At 68.2% G+C, this 16,170-nt stretch carries 15 protein-coding genes; 4 read left to right on the forward strand and 11 right to left on the reverse strand.

Annotated elements, in window-relative coordinates:
- From ACXMDP_RS12610 to ACXMDP_RS12635, 6 genes are read right to left on the reverse strand one after another with little or no spacing between them, the layout of a single operon-like run.
- Entirely contained in the window at positions 1–1,515 is a 1,515-nt protein-coding gene (locus ACXMDP_RS12610) for a GMC oxidoreductase (protein ID WP_259730751.1), read from the reverse strand.
- Entirely contained in the window at positions 1,512–2,123 is a 612-nt protein-coding gene (locus tag ACXMDP_RS12615; RefSeq protein WP_259730750.1) for a cytochrome c oxidase subunit 3, read from the reverse strand. The genes ACXMDP_RS12610 and ACXMDP_RS12615 overlap by 4 nt, the downstream gene beginning before the upstream one ends.
- 3 nt (positions 2,124–2,126) lie before the next feature.
- Positions 2,127–3,815: a cytochrome c oxidase subunit I gene (locus tag ACXMDP_RS12620; RefSeq protein WP_259730749.1), complete on the reverse strand. Its 1,689-nt coding sequence runs from the start codon at positions 3,813–3,815 to the stop codon at positions 2,127–2,129.
- Between the two features lie 5 nt (positions 3,816–3,820).
- On the reverse strand, positions 3,821–4,744 hold the full coding sequence (locus ACXMDP_RS12625; protein WP_259730748.1) for a cytochrome c oxidase subunit II: 924 nt from the start codon (positions 4,742–4,744) through the stop codon (positions 3,821–3,823).
- Positions 4,741–5,316 (reverse strand): DUF2231 domain-containing protein, encoded by a 576-nt coding sequence (locus ACXMDP_RS12630; RefSeq protein WP_094513091.1) that lies wholly within the window; start codon positions 5,314–5,316, stop codon positions 4,741–4,743. Before ACXMDP_RS12630 ends, ACXMDP_RS12625 begins: the two co-directional genes overlap by 4 nt.
- Positions 5,316–5,813 carry a DUF2231 domain-containing protein gene (locus ACXMDP_RS12635; RefSeq protein WP_094513090.1) on the reverse strand — a complete coding sequence of 166 codons (498 nt, stop codon included), beginning with the start codon at positions 5,811–5,813 and terminating at the stop codon, positions 5,316–5,318. Before ACXMDP_RS12635 ends, ACXMDP_RS12630 begins: the two co-directional genes overlap by 1 nt.
- Before the next feature lie 180 nt (positions 5,814–5,993).
- Between ACXMDP_RS12635 and ACXMDP_RS12640 the strand changes: the two genes are divergently transcribed.
- Positions 5,994–6,521 (forward strand): HdeD family acid-resistance protein, encoded by a 528-nt coding sequence (locus ACXMDP_RS12640; RefSeq protein ID WP_259730747.1) that lies wholly within the window; start codon positions 5,994–5,996, stop codon positions 6,519–6,521.
- Here ACXMDP_RS12640 and ACXMDP_RS12645 read toward each other — a convergent pair.
- The 4 genes from ACXMDP_RS12645 to ACXMDP_RS12660 form a co-directional block, all read right to left on the reverse strand.
- The gene (locus ACXMDP_RS12645) at positions 6,505–6,645 is read right to left on the reverse strand and encodes a hypothetical protein (protein ID WP_259730746.1); all 141 of its coding nucleotides are present in this window, start codon (positions 6,643–6,645) and stop codon (positions 6,505–6,507) included. The genes ACXMDP_RS12640 and ACXMDP_RS12645 overlap by 17 nt on opposite strands.
- Positions 6,646–6,733: 88 nt before the next feature.
- Entirely contained in the window at positions 6,734–8,611 is a 1,878-nt protein-coding gene (gene ggt, locus ACXMDP_RS12650; RefSeq protein ID WP_259730745.1) for a gamma-glutamyltransferase, read from the reverse strand.
- Positions 8,598–12,506, reverse strand: a complete 3,909-nt coding sequence (locus ACXMDP_RS12655; protein WP_259730744.1) for a hydantoinase B/oxoprolinase family protein — start codon at positions 12,504–12,506, stop codon at positions 8,598–8,600. The genes ggt and ACXMDP_RS12655 overlap by 14 nt, the downstream gene beginning before the upstream one ends.
- Before the next feature lie 7 nt (positions 12,507–12,513).
- Positions 12,514–13,005, reverse strand: coding sequence for a YajQ family cyclic di-GMP-binding protein (locus tag ACXMDP_RS12660; protein ID WP_094513087.1), 492 nt, complete (start codon positions 13,003–13,005; stop codon positions 12,514–12,516).
- Positions 13,006–13,127: 122 nt separating this feature from the next.
- Here ACXMDP_RS12660 and ACXMDP_RS12665 point away from each other — a divergent pair, with 122 nt between their 5' ends.
- Together ACXMDP_RS12665 and ACXMDP_RS12670 are read left to right on the forward strand one after the other, a co-directional pair.
- Complete coding sequence (locus ACXMDP_RS12665; RefSeq protein ID WP_259730743.1) at positions 13,128–14,186, forward strand: serine hydrolase; 1,059 nt, start codon at positions 13,128–13,130, stop codon at positions 14,184–14,186.
- A gap of 40 nt (positions 14,187–14,226) precedes the next feature.
- Positions 14,227–14,700 carry an MAPEG family protein gene (locus ACXMDP_RS12670; protein ID WP_399233859.1) on the forward strand — a complete coding sequence of 158 codons (474 nt, stop codon included), beginning with the start codon at positions 14,227–14,229 and terminating at the stop codon, positions 14,698–14,700.
- Between the two features lie 28 nt (positions 14,701–14,728).
- Here ACXMDP_RS12670 and ACXMDP_RS12675 read toward each other — a convergent pair whose 3' ends face one another.
- On the reverse strand, positions 14,729–15,646 hold the full coding sequence (locus ACXMDP_RS12675) for an SPFH domain-containing protein (protein WP_094513085.1): 918 nt from the start codon (positions 15,644–15,646) through the stop codon (positions 14,729–14,731).
- Between the two features lie 87 nt (positions 15,647–15,733).
- Here ACXMDP_RS12675 and ACXMDP_RS12680 point away from each other — a divergent pair, with 87 nt between their 5' ends.
- Positions 15,734–16,153 (forward strand): NfeD family protein, encoded by a 420-nt coding sequence (locus ACXMDP_RS12680; RefSeq protein ID WP_094513084.1) that lies wholly within the window; start codon positions 15,734–15,736, stop codon positions 16,151–16,153.
- Positions 16,154–16,170 lie beyond the last annotated feature (17 nt).

Below are 16,170 nucleotides of genomic sequence, written 5' to 3' on the forward strand. Positions count from 1 at the left end.
CTAGGAGGCGTGCATCAAGGCATCCGCCACGCGCAGGGCATTGGCGATCACCGTGAGGCCGGGCGACACCGATGGACAGCTGGGGAAGACGCTGGCATCGGCGATCCAGAGGTTGGCCACTTCATGGCTGCGCCCCGCCAGATCCACCACGGAGCTGGCCGGATCACTGCCCATGCGGCAGGTACCGCAGGCATAGCCCATCACCGCCAGCGGTGCTTCGCCGCGGGGATGCACCGGCGAGGGACGCACCACCTGGGTGAGAGGGTCCTTTTCGGTGCGCCGCAGGGTGTCGATCCAGCGGTAGACGAGCCGGTCGTGGGCTTCGAGATTGTTGGGCAGGTAGTGGATGCGGATGCGGTCACGCCGCAGGGTGATCGCATTGTCCGGATCGGGCAGCACCGCAGTCATCGCCCACCAGCACACCGAGCGGGCCGCCAGCTGCCGCAACGCCGCGTTGGGGAGCAGCCGGGTCACCAGCGAAAGCACCGGCGGGGATTCGGCGAACAGGGCGTCCTGCAGCACGCCGCCGCCGCTCTCGATGTGGCCGAGCGGGAAGCTCACGTTCTTGTCACCCCAGTAGTAGTCGTTGACGCCGAGGCTGCGGGAGTAAGCGCCGGAGTTGGCCCGGGCCGCCAGCTGCAGGATCGCCGTGAGCTGGGGCCGCATCAGGTTGCGGCCCACCTGGCCGGAGCCGTTGGCCAGGCCGGCGGGATGGGGATCTGAGACAGAGCGCAGCAGAATCACCGCCGTGTTCACTGCGCCAGCGGCCAGCACCACCTGATCACCACGAAAGAGCCAGTTCTGGCCGTCGATCTCCGCCTCCACTCCGCGCACCTCCGTGCCGCCGGGATTCACATGCAGGCGGTTGACCCTGGCGTTGGTGCGCAGGCAGGTGCCGGCGCCCGCAAGCGCCGGGGTGACGCCGAACAGCTCCGCATCGCCGCTGGGGTCTGCCGGATCCTCCGACCAGCTGAGCGGCAGGTCGTAGGGATGGCACGACTGGCGACGGAGGCCTTCACGCAGCTCCTCCAGCAAGGGATCAAGCGGCCGCGGCGACCGGGCGTAGGCGGCGAAACGGCTGGGCTCGGTGGGATCCACCCCCTGGCGGCCATGCACGCGGTAGAGGGCTTCCGCCCGGTCGTACCAGGGGGCGAAGTGGTTGTAGGGGAGACCCCAGGAGGGTGCGGTGGCTTCCTGATAGCGCAACGGGCCGAACTCCTGCTCCCGCATCCGCTCCAGCACCGCCCCCCAGATCTTGGTGTTGCCGCCGAGGGCATACACCGCCTGGGGGGAGAAGGGATCGCCATCGGTGCCGAACCACTGCTCGCCAGGGTGGTAGCGGTCTTTGCGGAACAGGTCCACATCCGCGACGTTCTGGTCTTCTCGGGGCAAGGCGGCGCCCCGCTCCAGCAGCAGCACCGAGCGGCCCTTCGCCGCCAGATCGCTGACCAGGGTGGCGCCTCCGGCGCCGCTGCCGACGACGATGACGTCGTAGTGGGTGTCATCAATGATCATGCTTGCCAGACGTAGAGAAGCAGAAAGAGCAGCACCCAGATCACATCCACGAAGTGCCAGAACAGGGAAACAGCGATGACACCCTGTTCACCGTTGTCGTAGTTGCCTGGATAGAACGAGCGCCCCAGCATCAGGCCCATCAGCAGGATGCCGGTGGCCACATGCAGGCCGTGAAAGCCGGTGAGCAGATAAAACAGACCGCCGAAGGTGCCGCTGGTGAAGCCGAACGAAAGGCCGCTCCATTCACTCGCCTGGCCATAAAGAAAGACGGAGCCCATCGCCATCGTGAGCAGCAGGAAGGCGCGGAAGGCCCACAGGCGTTTCTGGCCGAGGAAGTGCTCTGCCACGGCGATCGTGCCGCTGCTCGACACAAGCACCACTGTGAACTGCAGCGGGGTGCGCCACTCCAAACCCTCCACCCCCGGCGGCAACCAGCTGGTGGCGGTGGATTTCAGCAGCGCATAGGCGGCGAAGAACGCCAGAAAAATGACGCTCTCGGAGCAGAGAAAAATGATGAAGCCGGTGAGTGTGTAGCTGGGGTGGCTGGCGTGGCCTTCGCCATGGGCCGGGCCGGGGCCGGCGGGCGCCGCTGAGGGAAGGGTGGTCATGGTTCAGGCCTCCTGAAGGGCGCGTTCATAGGCCTCCTGGTGCTCCACCAGGGGTTTGCCCGTGCCGTAGCCGTAGGGGCCGCTGATCACGGTGGGAACGTTGTCTTCAAAGTTCTCGGCCGGAGGAGGGGAGGGGAGCAGCCACTCCAGGCCGATGGCTTTCCAGGGATTGGCCGGCGCCTTGGGCCCCCACACCCAGGAGCTCACCAGGTTGAGCAGGAAGGGAATGATCGACACCCCCAGCAGAAAGCCGCCGAGGCTGGCGATCACGTTCCAGAAGGCGAATTCCGGGTCGTACGACGATACGCGCCGGGGCATGCCCATCAACCCGAGCGGATGCATCGGGAAGAAGTTGAGATTGGTGCCTACAAAGGTGAGCAAAAAATGGAGCTTGCCCAGCCCTTCGAAATACATATGGCCAGTGAATTTAGGGAACCAGTGATAGATCGCCGCATACACCCCCATGGTGGCAGCCCCGTAGATCACGTAGTGAAAGTGGCCCACCACGAAGTAGGTGTTGTTGACGTGGATGTCAACCGGCACCGTGGCCAGCATGATGCCGGTCACACCGGCGAACACGAAGTTGAACAGGCCACCGAGGGAAAACAGCATCGGTGTGTTCAGCTGGATCTTGCCCCCCCACAGGGTGCCCAGCCAGGCGAACACCTTGATGCCGGTGGGTACCGCGATCAGCATCGTGGACACCATGAACAGATCCCGCATCCACTGGGGCACCCCGCTGGGGAACATGTGGTGCACCCACACCACCAGGCTGAGGCCCACGATCACCAGCGAAGCCATCGCCACGAACACGTAGCCGAACAGGGGCTTGCGGGCGTGCACGGGAAACAGTTCGGAGAAGATGCCGAACACCGGCAGGATGATCACATACACCGCCGGGTGGGAATAGAACCAGAAGAAGTGCTGATAGAGCACAGGGTCGCCGCCCCCTTCCGGGCGATAGAAGGACGTGCCCAACACCAGATCGAACAGCAGCATCACAGCGCCGCCGGTGAGAGCGGGCAGGCCGATCAGCTGAATCGTCTGGGCGGAGAGGGCGGTCCAGCAGAAGATCGGCATCCGGAAGAACGTCATGCCGGGAGCGCGCATGCGCAGGATCGTGGTCACGAAGTTCACCGCTCCCATGATCGACGACACGCCGGAAAGGGCCACCGCCGTGATCCACAGCGCTTCGCCATTGATCAGATGGCCCAGGGGGTTCTGCAGGCTCACCGGTGGATACGACCACCAGCCGGAGGCCGCCGGACCGCCGGGCACCAGGAAGCTGGCCATCAGGATCACGCCGAACACTGGCACAAGCCAGAAGGCGGCGGCATTGAGGCGCGGAAAGGCCATGTCAGGGGCGCCGATCATGCAGGGGATCAACAGGTTGTTGAGGCCGTTGAGAACCGGAAACATGAACAGAAACAGCATGATCGTGCCGTGCATCGTGTAGAGCGCGTTGTACACGGTGCGATCCACCAGATCCGCCTCAGGCGTGATCAGCTCGCCACGCATGATCATCGCCAGCAGCCCTCCCACCAACAGGAAGAACAGCGAGGTCACGATGTATTGGATGCCGATCACCTTGGCATCGGTGTTGAAGCTGAAAAAGCGCTTCCAGTTGTTCGGTGCCCCCGGCACTGGGTGGGCGGCCTTGAGGATGCCGGGATCAAGAGAGGTGAGGGTCATGGGGGTCAACCTGCGTGGGGAAGGGTGTTCGAGCCGGGCACGTTGACCATTGGGGGGGGAGCCGGGGGCACGGTGGGATAGCCGGAGGCGCGCAGCCGGGATTGCTGCTGGGCGTATTCCCGGGAGGCATCGCTGATGCCGGGCCGCAGGGGCTGGGCCGCCGCCCGGGTGAGCCAGTCCTGGTAGGCCTCCTCGCTCTGCACCACCACATCCACCTGGTTGGCGGCGAACCAGGTGCCGCTGTATTCGGAATCGCGCAGGCGGTAGCGACCCTCGCGGGTGGGGGTGATGAAGAAGGCGATCGAGCGGCCGGGGATCACCTGCTGCTTGAGGCGGAAGGCGGGCACGTAGAAGCCGTGGATCACATCGGCGCTCTCCAGCTGCAGGCTCACGCGACGACCCACCGGCAGGTGCAGCTCGGTGCTCGACGCAGCCGCATCCGGGTAGCGGAACTCCCACGACCACTGACGGGCGATCACCTGGATCTCGGCGGTGGGGGCGCCGGCCATCGCCTCGGCGGTGTCGCCGTGGCTGTGGTCCATGGGGCCGATGGCGCCGATCTCACGGTTGACGCCGATGGTCGTCCAGGCGATCGCCATCACCAGCACCAGGGGAATCGCCGTCCAGATGATCTCCAGCACGGTGTTGCCCTCCACCGGAGCGGCATCGTCCATGTCGTATTTCTCGGCCCGGTTGAACAGCAGCACGTACGCCATCACCGACACCACACCGGCGAACACGAAGCAGGCGATCGCGGTTTCGAGGCTGAAGAGGTCGTCGACCAGTGGGGCGGCGCTGGAGGCCTGCACTGGCAGCCAGCGGTAGGCCTGCTGCCCCAGCCAGTGCGACAGCAGCACCAGCAGCCCCACCCAGAGGCTGACGGCGGCCACCGCGGCCCGATTGACAGAGGCGGGCGGTGAGCTGGTCATGGCAGAGCCTCACGGAGATCGGCGCCGGCGGCCAGCAACTGGTTGGCGGTGACGTGCACGCCGAATTCGACAGCCAGCTGGGCGCCGATGGTGCCGTGCACCCCCAGCAGGGCGAACATCACGATGCCGAGGGCCAGGTAGCTCCACTGCACCTGCCGCCCCATCTCGCGGCGCCAGGCATAGCGCTGAAAGCCCCGCCACACGGTCATCAGCACGATCACCAGCAGCAGCAGCAGACCACCGGCGCCGTGCCAGAGCATGCTGCCGGTGCTGCTGAGGCCGAAGCTGCTGGTGATGCCGGGCAGAGGCACGGCCAGCTGCATCTCGAAAAAGCCGGCGGTGACGGTGAAGAAGCTCACCACGCTGCAGGCCAGCAGGTTGTACCAGCCCACATCGTGCAGGGCGGAGCGGGTCACCGGCAGCGCCAGAAAGCGGAACACACGCCGCTCCAGCGGGAACAGGGCCCCGGCGATATCAAAGGCGATGGCGATGATGAACAGGCCGATGGTGAGATGCACCAGGTTCGGGTGAATCGGCAGGCTGTAGGGGAGGCCATTCGGACCCAGGGCCATCACACCAATCCCTCGCGCATCGCTTCCACCACCTTGACGGTGTGAAGGCCGTAGATCCAGACCAGCTCGCTACCCAGCAGCACCTGCACCACCACCAGCACGCTCAGCACCGAGCCGGCGCCGAGGAAGGCCAGCGGCAGGCGGCGCGGATCCTTGCTGCGGATCACGTAACGCCAGGCCGTGAGCACCGAAAGGATGCCGGCCAGCGCCCAGCCGATCGTGCTGTGCAGGTTGAGGATCTCGCGCGATTCGCCATAGGGGTTGGCCAGGCCCGCTTCCACCTGGCCGAAGATGATCGCCACGAAGATCGCCGCGGTGGCGAACAGCAGGTTCCAGAAGCTCACCTCATAGAGCTCAGGCTTGCCGGCCAGGCGGCCGATCACGTCGAACAGGAACGCGATCAGGGCCATGGCAATCACGAAGTGGACGACGATCGGATGGATCGTGTCCATCCAGGGAAGGTTGCGATCGTTGAGCTGGGGCAACAGCTCGAGCATGGCCGCAGAGGGGAATGGCTGGTTCCACCTTGAAGCTTGGCTTCGGGCGGGTGCGTCATTATCAAGAAATAAAGCTAGTGCGTTTGTGCAACCCGACACATCGGAGCGTGCGGGTCATCCAGGGGGAGAAGGCCAGTCCCGGTTCTGCCTTTAGCGTTGGCTTTCGCGAGACCGTGCCCGATGTCGATTCCTGCGTCCAAGCCGTTGCGCTGGCTGGCTGCCGCCCTGGTCTTCGCTGCTGCCGGCCTGTCGATCGCCCTGCCGTTCGTGTCCGCCACGCTGCTGACGATCGTGCTGGGCGGGGTGGCGGTGGCAGGCGGGATCTCCCAGCTGCTGCGTCTCACCGGCGGCGGCGACCTCAGCACCAAGCTGTTTCGCGGCCTCAGCGGGCTGCTGTATGTGGGCGGTGGCCTCTGGATTCTGGTGTTTCCGGTGAGCAGTGAGGTGAGCCTCACCCTGTTCGTCGGCCTGCTCATGGCCTTCGAAGGGGTGATGGAACTGGCCGCCGGCGCCGCTGCCGATGGCCAGGCCCGGGGCCTGGTGATCGCCGACGGTCTGGTGACCGCGATCCTGGGCGGTCTACTGATCGCGGAATGGCCCAGCGACAGTCTCTGGGTGATCGGCACCCTGTTCGGCGTGGCGCTGGCCTTCTCCGGCGTCAACCTGCTCACCGCGCCTGATCCCGGCGCCGTCAGCGGGAACGGTTGACGAACCAGGCAGCCACCAGAAACGCCGCCATCACCAGGGACAGCTCGATCAGCCCGCCACTCCAGAGCCAGTCGCGGAAGGTGAACACCGCGGGAGCAAGCGGAACCGGAAGCAACGGAGCCATGGGGGTTCACCGGCTTCAGCCGGTCAGTGGCGGTCGGGCCTGATTGTGAGGCTTCGGCGCCCGTCCTGCCGTGGCGCAGGGCGCGGGCTCACTCCCCGGCGGCGAGGGCGTCGGGGCGGCGCGGATCGGCGACCCCCAGGCTGCCTCCGCCCGGCAGGGCCTCCACCGACTGGGCCGAACCCATCGCCCGGGCTGGCCGGAGCCGGTGGCCCATCGCCTCCAGCAGGGCGAGCGTGTCGGGACTAAAGCCCTGCTCGATCGCCACTTCATCCGGCCAGAGCTGGCTGTGAAAGCGGGGTGCACTCACGGCCGTGGCCAGGTTGAGGCCGTGTTCCAGCCGGTTGAGCAGCACCTGCAGCACGGTGGTGATGATGCGGCTCCCGCCCGGGCTGCCGGTGGCCAGCAGCGGGCCGCCGCTGCGATCAAGCACCAGGGTGGGGCTCATCGAACTGAGCGGCTGCTTGCCCGGAGCGATGGCGTTGGCTTCCCCCTGCACCAACCCGTAGGCATTCGGCACACCCGGCTTGGCGGTGAAATCGTCCATCTCGTTGTTGAGCAGGAAGCCGGCAGCCGGCACGCTCACACCGTTGCCGTAGGCGAAGTTGAGCGTGGTGGTGGTGGCCACCATCAGGCCGTCGCGGTCGATCATTGAGAGGTGGGTGGTGTTGGGGCCCTCCGGCCGGCCCGGCGGTGGCGGCGCCAGTTCGGCGGCGGGCGTGTGGCGGTCGGTGCGGAGGCGGCGGCGCTGGGCGGCCGCATAGGCGGGGCTGAGCAGACGCTGCAGCGGCATCGTCACGAAGCGAGGGTCGCCCAGATAGGTGTTCCGATCCCGGTAGGCCAGGTTCATGGCCTCGGTCATCACGTGGATCGTGGCGGCGCTGTTCAGCCCCATGGCCGCCAGCGGGAACCCCTCCAGCATCCCGAGCAGCTGAATCAGCGTGACCCCGCCGGAGCTGGGCGGCGGCATGGTGATCACCGGTTGCCCCCGCCAACTGCCGATCAATGGCGGCAGCGCCTGGGCGCGGTAGGCGGCCAGGTCGGCAAGGGTGATCAGCCCGCCCTGGCGGCCCATCAGCGCGGCCAGGCTCTCGGCCACCGGCCCCTGGTAGAAGCCCGCCTCGCCGCGCCGGGCGATGCCGGTGAGCGTGGCGGCCAGCTGGGGCTGACGCCAGAGCTCGCCGGGGCGATAGGGCTGCCCGTCCGGGCGGAAGAACAGCGCCGCGGAGGTGGGATCGGCGCGCAGCAGGGGGGCGGCGCTCTCCAGGGAACGGGACAGATCCCGACTCACGGGGAACCCCTCTGCCGCCAGGCGGATCGCCGGCGCCATCACCCGCGCCAGCGGCCAGCGGCCGTAGCGGCGCTGGACCAGCAGCAGGCCCGCCACCGTGCCGGGCACGCCCGTGCTCTGCAGGCTGCGGGTGGCCCGTTGGCGATCCACCTGGCCGCTGGCATCGAGGAAGAGGTCGGCCCGGGCGGCGGCGGGTGCGGTTTCGCGGAAGTTGATCGTGACCGCCCGGCCTCGGCCCACCCGCCGCTCTCCCTCCAGCAGCGGCGTGCCCGCCCTGGCCGGTTCCGGGCGCCAGAGCACGAGGAAGCCACCACCGCCGAGGTTGCCGGCCTGGGGCAGGGTCACCGCCAGGGCGAAGGATGCCGCCACCGCCGCATCCACCGCGTTGCCGCCGGCCCGCAGCACATCCCGGCCCACGCGGCTGGCGTGCGCCTCCTGGGTAGCCACCATGCCCCCTGCCGACACGACGGGGTGAAAGCGCTGGCCGGCCTCCTGCAAGACATTGGCGGGCACCGCCGCTGCCGCCGCACCAACCGGCAACCCCTGGGCCCGCCCCGACAACTGCAACTGAAAGGGCAGTGCTAACGGCAGCGTCAGCGGCCAGAACGGCACCAGCAACGGCGCGCCGGCCGCCAGCCCCACCAGCAGCCGCAACAGCCGCTGCTCAGCTCTCGCCATAGCCGCCGCCCCCTGGGGTGCAGATCTCCAGCAGGTCACCCTCCTGCACCTGCAACTGCGCGGCCCCCTCCAGCAGCAAGGCAGGCTGGCCCGCCCGCTCCAGGCTGTTGCGACCGAGCGCGCCCGGTCCGCCGCCGGCCAGGCCAAAGGGGGGCACCCGTCGCGATCCCGTCAGCAGCGACACCGTCATCGGTTGCAGAAAGCGAAGGCGCCGCTCCACCCCCTCCCCGCCGCGCCAGCGGCCCGTCCCGCCGCTGCCCTGCCGCACGCGAAAGCTCTCCAGCTGCACCGGAAAGCGCTGCTCCAGCACTTCTGGATCGGTGAGGCGGGAGTTGGTCATGTGGCTCTGCACCGCATCGGCACCCGCGAATCCCAGGCCGGCGCCGCTGCCACCGCAGATCGTTTCGTAGTACTGGCAAGCGGCATCGCCGAAGGTGAGATTGTTCATCGTGCCCTGCGCCGCCGCCATCACCCCGAGGGCCCCGAACAGGGCATTGGCCACCGCCTGGGACGTTTCCACGTTGCCCGCCACCACCGCCGCCGGCGGCATTGGCCGCAGCAGGCAGCCCTCGGGTACCACCAGCTGCAGCGGCCGGAAACAGCCGGCATTGAGAGGGATCGGCTCCGCCACCAGGCAGCGAAACACGTAGAGCACCACGGCCTTGGTGATGGCCAGGGGGGCGTTGAGATTGCCGGGTTGCTGGGGGGAGGTGCCGCTGAAGTCGATGCAGGCCGTGCGGGCACTGCCATCGATCGTCACCGCCACGGCGATGCGGGCGCCGCCGTCGAGCTCCACACTCCATTGGCCACCCTTCAGCGTGCCGATCACGCGCCGCACGGCCGCCGCGGCGTTGTCCTGAACATGGGCCATGTAGGCCGTGACATGCTCCACCCCCTCGCGGCGGCAGAGGCGCTCCAACTCCGCAGCCCCGAGCTGGTTGGCCGCGATCTGCGCCTGCAGGTCGGCGAGAAACTGGTCGGGATTGCGCACCGGCCAAGGACCGGCCTGCAGGCGCTGCTGCCAGGCCGTCGCATCGAACACCCCCTCACGCAGCAACGGCACGTTGGTGAGCAGCAGGCCTTCCTCGTCGATCAAGCGGCTGTGGGGCGGCATGGAGCCGGGGGTGAGGCCGCCCACATCGGCGTGGTGGCCGCGGCAGGCCACGAAGAAGCAGGGCCGATCAGCACCGGCGAACACCGGGCTGATCACGGTGATGTCGGGCAGATGGGTGCCGCCGTTGTAAGGATCGTTGGTGGCGATCACATCGCCGGGGCGCAGCGGTGGCCGTTCCCCGCGCCCCACCATCTCCAGAAGGCTGGCAAGGCTTTCACCCATGGAGCCGAGGTGCACCGGGATGTGGGGCGCATTGGCCACCAGGGCGCCATCGGCATCGAAGAGCGCACAGGAAAAATCCAGCCGCTCGCGGATGTTCACGGAGCGGGCGCTTTGGCGCAGCCGTTCCCCCATCTGCTCGGCGATCGCGGCGAAGCGGTGATGGAACAGCTCCAGACGCACCGGGTCGACGGCGGCTGCAGCCGCGGAAGCGGCGCTACTCACAGGGGTGACATCCACAGCAGCGCCTGAGGTGGCTGTTGTGATGGTGCAGGTGGTGGCAGCTGGGGCAACAGCCGCGGGCTCGCCACAAGCGGTGCGCTGGAGCAGCAACTCGCCTTGCGGCAGCACCTCGGCCCGCCAACCCGCCGCCAGCACAAGGGTGCCGATCGACTCCAGCACCAGAGCCGGTCCCTGCAGCGTCTGGCCGACCGCCAGCCACTCCCGGCGCACCAGCGACGCACTGTGCCAGCAGCCCCCGGCATACAACGACACCGTGGGGGCAGTGGGGGGCGTGGCTCCATCCGTCAACAGCAATGGCACAGCACCGGCCGCAGCTGCTGGCCAGACCAGTTCCACCTCCAGCCGCTCCACCACGAGAGCTGGGGCGGCCCCGTGCTGTGCCTCCTGCGCGTGGCCGAAGTGGCGGCGATGGCTGGCGTCGAAGGCAGCCTCCATCCCCTCGATCTCCCCGAGAGGCACGATCAGGCTCACCTCGCTCGCGGGGTAACGCAAGGCCACCCGCACCTCCCGCCGCAGGGTTGAGGCCGGGCCAGGAGCATTGCCATCACCAGTGCCTTCGCCTTCGCCTTCGCCGGCGGCATCTGCACCGGCACCGGCAGTCCAGCGACCATCGGCCACAGCGCCGAGGGCCCGCGCGCCGGCGGCGGTGAGCGCCTCAGCCCAGGCCATCAGGCGCGGCAGCAGCGACGCCGTGAGCAGCTCGCGCACCACCTGCTCGCGCAGCAGCCGTTGATCGGCCTGACCCAGGCCGTAGGCGGAGAGCACACCGGCCAGGGGGTGCAGAAGGATGGTGTCGATCTCCAGGGCTTCGGCGAGCGCGCAGGCGTGCTGGCCACCGGCCCCGCCGAAGCACACCAGCGTGGCGCCGCGGATGTCGTGGCCCTGCTGAATCGAGATGCGTCGGATCGCCGCGGCCATATGGTCGATGGCAATGGCCACGGCACCTTCCGCCAGGGCTTCCGGCTGTTGGGGCTGCCCCATGGCGGTGCCGATGCGGGCGGCCAGGCCCTCGAAGCCAGCGCGAACGGGCTCCAGATCGAGCGGCTGGTCGCCGGTGGCACCGAACAGGGCCGGGTAGCCATCGGGTTGCAGCCGGCCCAGCAGCAGGTTGGCATCGGTGATGGTGAGCGGGCCGCCGCGGCCGTAGCAGGCCGGACCCGGCTGGGCACCGGCGGACGCGGGGCCCACCTGCAGCCGCTCGCCGTCAAAATGGAGCACGGAACCACCACCGGCGGCCACGGTGTGGATCGGCAGCATCGCCGCCTCCAGTTGCAACCCGGCGATCACGGCCTGTTCGCTGCGTTCCCAGCGCTCGGCGACCGCGTCGTGCTCCGAGCCGGTGGGGGAAGGTTCGCTTGCCACCACATGGAAGACATCCGTGGAGGTGCCGCCCATGTCGAAGCCCACGATCGCCCTGGCATCGATGGGCCCGGCGCGAGCTGCTGCCGCCGCCTTCAGCGCGCCCACCATGCCACCCGCCGGCCCGGAGAGGATCGTGTCCTTGGCGCGGATCAGCTCGGGAGCCAGCAAGCCGCCGCTCGACTGCATCACCTGCAGCGGCGTGCCGGCACCGAGGGCACGCCGCAACCCCGCCAGATAGGCCTGCAGCGCCGGCCCTACATAGGCCTCCACCACAGCGGTCTGGGCACGGCTGACCAGGCGCGGCCGCGGAGCCACCGCGTGGGACAGTGCCACCTGCTCGAACCCGAAGCGCTCCAGCCAGGCACCCAGCTGCTGTTCATGGCGGGGATGGCGGGCGGCATGCAGCAGGGCCACGGCGCAACTGCGCAGGCCATCGGCGCGCGCCTGGGTCAGGGACCGGGACAGGGCGTCATCCAGCACCAGCGGCTCAAGCTCGCGGCCATCGGCCGCCAGGCGGCCCGGCACCTCCAGCACCCGGGTGTGCAGCGGCTCAGGCCGGCGGATCTCGAGCGCAAACAGATCCGGGCGATGCTGATCGCCGATGCGCAGCGCGTCGCCGAAACCGCGGCTGAGCAGCAGCAGGGTGGGAGCACCGCGCCGCTCCAGCAGGGCGTTGGTGGCCACCGTGGTGCCCACCCGCACGTCGGCAATCAGGCCGGCGGGGATCGGTTGATCCGGCGCCACCTCCAGCAGCGCGCGGATGGCGACCACGGCAGGATCTGGGCCGGCGCCGGCGGCGCTCTGCGCCGGGTGCGAGGGCAGCTTGCGCACGCTGCAGACGCCGGTGGGGCTGAGCGCCACCAGGTCGGTGAAGGTGCCGCCGCGGTCGATCCAGAAGTGCCAGCCGGAAGGGCCGCTGCGGGGGTTGCCGCTCACCGGCGGCCGCTCCTGTTGCACCGCCCGCTCAGCGGTAATTCTCGAACTGCAGCGGCAGCTCGAGATCTTCAGCGCGCAGCAGCTGGATCACCTGCTGCAGATCGTCCTTGTTCTTGCCCGTAACCCGCAGGCTCTCGCCCTGAATCGCCACGGTGACCTTCTTGACCTGATCGCGCACCGTTTTGCTGAGCCGCTTGGCCAGCTCCTGGCTGAGGCCTTTGCGCAGCTTCACCACCTGCTGCACGCGGTTGCCGCCCACCGGCTCCGCCGGCTGGAAATCGAAGATCTTGAGCGAGAGCTCACGCTTGACGGCTTTCTGGCGCAGCACATCGGCCACGGCTTCCAGGGTCATGTCGCTGGCGGTGGTGATCGTGAGGCTGTTCTCCTCCAGATCGATCTCGGTCTTGGAGTCCTTGAGGTCGTAGCGCTGACCCACCTCACGGCGCACCTGGTCCAGCGCATTCACCAGCTCCTGCCGATCGAAATCCGACACCACGTCGAAAGAAAAGGTGTCGGCCATGGGCAGGTGCTCGGAGCTGAAGACCTGACTTTAGGAAAGTGCTTCCGGGCGTCCCATGGCCAGGGTGAGGATGGACCGGGGAGGAGGGCTGCGCCCTCCCCGAACCCCCTGAGCTGATGGTGATGTCTACGTCCCGGCGCCGCGTGCTGGATTCCATCGGGGGGGTGGCCCTGGGCTCCACCCTGTCGTTGTTCCTCCAGACCGGACGCTCCCGGGCTGCAACGGCCCCTGCCCCACCGCGCAGCCTTGACGCTCTGAATCAGACCATTCGTTCCTCCTTCAGCGCCCTGAGAGGAGAAAAGGCGTTCCTGATGCGTTCGCCGGCATCGGGAGCCTCGGCATCCGGAGCCCAGACCCAGACGACGGCAGCCTGGGAACAGGGGCTGAATCCAAGCCAGCCCCTGTTCTGCGGCAGCAGCTTCAAGGTGTACGTGCTGGCTGAATTCCTGCGGCAGCTGGAGAGCGGCAAGGTCAGCCTGCAGGAACAGTTACCGGTGAATGATTCGGTGCGGTTTCTCAGCAGCCTGGTGCTGGAGAACGTCAGCGGCACGATTCCGGCTTCGGTGGCCCTGGAAGCCATGATCATGCACAGCGACAACACCGCCACCGACATGGTGCTCAAGCGGATCGGCGCGGACAGCGTGCGGGGCTTGATCGCCTCTCTCGGGCTGCCTGATACCCGGATCCCCACCAGCACGCGTCAGTTCTTCTCCTACCTGCTGGGAGCCCCCGCCAGCGTGGATCTGGGCTGGCAAGGGGTCAACAAAGCCCTGGAGGCCAGCGGAACGCAGACGCGGCCGATCATCAACGACCAGGAGACGATGGTGGGGTCTCCCGCGGATTTCGTCCGCTTCTATTCCAGGGCCTTGCAGGGAGAGCTGTTCCGCACCAGCAGTTCCCTGAAGGAGTTCAGGCGCATCCTGGGGTTGCCGCCAGCGATCACCGTGCTGGATCTGCCCCGCGCCCATCTGTTCCTCAAGGGGGGAAGCCTGGATTTCGCGCCCGACTATGTGATGTCGCTGGCCGGCGCCATGCGGCTGTGCAACGGCCGCTGGATCACTTTCTCCTTCCAGCAGAACTGGAAGGACACCGATCCTGCGGCCGCCAAGGCCACTGTTCAAACCTTCATCGACACGATCGCGGGCATCTTTCAGGCTGCGGCAGGGTTCTTCGCAGGCTGAGCCGCCCGGTAGAACAGAACCTCCCCCATGCGCCCCTCCCATGGACCTGCCACTGCTGTTCATGGACCTGCCGTTGCTGCTGACGGGCGAACCGAAGGCCCCCCTGGCCTGGTCGCTGGTGCTGTCGGGGGCGGTGGTGATCCTCAGCCTGGTGCCACTGGGGGCCGGGCGGGCCAACGCGGATTTCACCCCCGCCGATCTGGCCGCCCCGCGGGCCATGTTCGAGCGGCTGCCGGCCTGGGGTCAAAGGGCCAGCTGGGCCCACCAGAACTGTTTCGAGGCCTTCACGCTGCATGCGCCCGCCTGCCTGCTCTGCCTGCTGGCGGCGCCGGCGATGCTGGCAGCGTCGCCGCTGCTGGCCCTGGCGGCCCTGCTGCACCCGGCGCTGCGGCTGGCCTACATCGGCGCCTACCTGGCCAACCAGCCGCTGCTGCGCAGCCTGAGCTGGGTCGGTGCCCTGCTCTGCACCGCCCTGCTCTACACGGAAGGGCTCAAGGCACTGCTGCGCGCCTGAAGTGCGCGCTGCCAGCCCGGGCCAGCGCTCAGCTGCCGCCCTTCTCCTGCAGCCCCTTGAGCGCGGCCAGCAGGGAGGCGGGGCTCTGGGGATCCACCATCAGCACCGATCCCCCCTTGCTCGCTGCCATCGCCTGGCCCATCGCCATCCAGTCCTTGGCGAGCAGCAGCCTCAGGCTCTCGGCGGCAGCGGGATGGGAGTCGATCACGGCGGCCAGCTGGGCGGCTGATTCGGCCCTGGCCCTGGCCAGCAGCAACTGCTGCTTGGCCTGGGCATCGGCATCGAGCAGCACCGCCTCCTGCTTGGCCTTGGCATCAAGCACCAGTGCTTCGGCCCGCCCCTTGGCGGCATTCACCTGGGCCTCTCGCTCCCCCTCGGAACGAAGAACGGCCGCCCGCTTCTCCCGCTCCGCACTCATCTGCATCTCCATCGCCTGCTGCACCCCCTTGGAGGGCTGAATGTCGCGCAGTTCCACGCGGGTCACCTTCACGCCCCAGGGATCGGTGGCCTGATCGAGCTCGCGCAGCAGCACCTCGTTCACCTCGGAGCGGGTGGAGAAGGTCTGGTCGAGGTCGAGCTTGCCCATCTCTGAGCGAATCTGGGTGAGCACCAGGTTCACCATCGCCGACTTGAGGTTGTCGAGGGCGTAGTAGGCCTTGGCATGCTCGAGCAGTTGCCAGTACACCACCGCATCCACCTCGATCGAGACGTTGTCGCGGGTGATGCACTGTTGCGGGGGAATGTCCAGCACCCGCTCCTTCAAGGACTCGTTGCTGACGATGCGCTCCACCACCGGCAGCACCAGCGACATGCCGGGGGTGAGCTGGCGGTCGTACTTGCCGAGGCGCTCCACCAGCATCGAGCGGCCGCCATTGGTGATCTTGACGCTGCTCACTCCGAGCACCGCCAGCAGCGCCAGCGCGGGCAAGGAAAACAGGACCTCCATGAAGGCGGTAGAGAACGGGGTGCCATCACAGTACGCAGCCCGCCCGGGCCCAGCCAGCAGACTGGGGCCGATTCGAGACTCCCCGTCATGGCATCCCTGATCTGGCTGGCGGTGGCGGCGGTGCTGTTCCTGGTGGAGGTGAGCGTGCCGGGCTTCGGCGGCTTTCTGATCGCCGCCATGGCGGCGTTGGTGGTGTCGTCGCTCACGGCGCTGCTGGGGCTGGCCCTGCCGCTGCAGCTGGGGCTGTTTGCGCTGCTCACCGTGGCGGGGAGCGCGGCGATCTGGGCCTGGTCGAAGCGGCAACGGCCGGCCCGCGATCGGATCGAAACGAGCGACCGGGCCGTGGTGATCGATGGCTTCGATGCCCAGGGGCGCGGCCGCGTGCGCTGGCAGGGGCAGAGCTGGGCCGCGGAAAGTCTGGAAGGGGAACGGCTGCTGCCTGGCGCCGCGGTGGTGGTGATGCGCCGTGTGGGAACCAAGCTGGAAGTGCTGGCCGATGGGCGCTGAGAGGTGCTCCCCAGCGC

The organism is Cyanobium sp. ULC065 (assembly GCF_977927515.1).

Excerpts from the sequence above, each read along its gene's own strand:
- ACXMDP_RS12610 (WP_259730751.1), bottom strand. The coding sequence starts at position 1,515 with ATGATCATTGATGACACCCACTACGACGTCATCGTCGTCGGCAGCGGC.
- ACXMDP_RS12615 (WP_259730750.1), bottom strand. The coding sequence starts at position 2,123 with ATGACCACCCTTCCCTCAGCGGCGCCCGCCGGCCCCGGCCCGGCCCAT.
- ACXMDP_RS12620 (WP_259730749.1), bottom strand. The coding sequence starts at position 3,815 with ATGACCCTCACCTCTCTTGATCCCGGCATCCTCAAGGCCGCCCACCCA.
- ACXMDP_RS12625 (WP_259730748.1), bottom strand. The coding sequence starts at position 4,744 with ATGACCAGCTCACCGCCCGCCTCTGTCAATCGGGCCGCGGTGGCCGCC.
- ACXMDP_RS12630 (WP_094513091.1), bottom strand. The coding sequence starts at position 5,316 with ATGGCCCTGGGTCCGAATGGCCTCCCCTACAGCCTGCCGATTCACCCG.
- ACXMDP_RS12635 (WP_094513090.1), bottom strand. The coding sequence starts at position 5,813 with ATGCTCGAGCTGTTGCCCCAGCTCAACGATCGCAACCTTCCCTGGATG.
- ACXMDP_RS12640 (WP_259730747.1), top strand. The coding sequence starts at position 5,994 with ATGTCGATTCCTGCGTCCAAGCCGTTGCGCTGGCTGGCTGCCGCCCTG.
- ACXMDP_RS12645 (WP_259730746.1), bottom strand. The coding sequence starts at position 6,645 with ATGGCTCCGTTGCTTCCGGTTCCGCTTGCTCCCGCGGTGTTCACCTTC.
- ggt (WP_259730745.1), bottom strand. The coding sequence starts at position 8,611 with ATGGCGAGAGCTGAGCAGCGGCTGTTGCGGCTGCTGGTGGGGCTGGCG.
- ACXMDP_RS12660 (WP_094513087.1), bottom strand. The coding sequence starts at position 13,005 with ATGGCCGACACCTTTTCTTTCGACGTGGTGTCGGATTTCGATCGGCAG.
- ACXMDP_RS12665 (WP_259730743.1), top strand. The coding sequence starts at position 13,128 with ATGTCTACGTCCCGGCGCCGCGTGCTGGATTCCATCGGGGGGGTGGCC.
- ACXMDP_RS12670 (WP_399233859.1), top strand. The coding sequence starts at position 14,227 with ATGGACCTGCCACTGCTGTTCATGGACCTGCCGTTGCTGCTGACGGGC.
- ACXMDP_RS12675 (WP_094513085.1), bottom strand. The coding sequence starts at position 15,646 with ATGGAGGTCCTGTTTTCCTTGCCCGCGCTGGCGCTGCTGGCGGTGCTC.
- ACXMDP_RS12680 (WP_094513084.1), top strand. The coding sequence starts at position 15,734 with ATGGCATCCCTGATCTGGCTGGCGGTGGCGGCGGTGCTGTTCCTGGTG.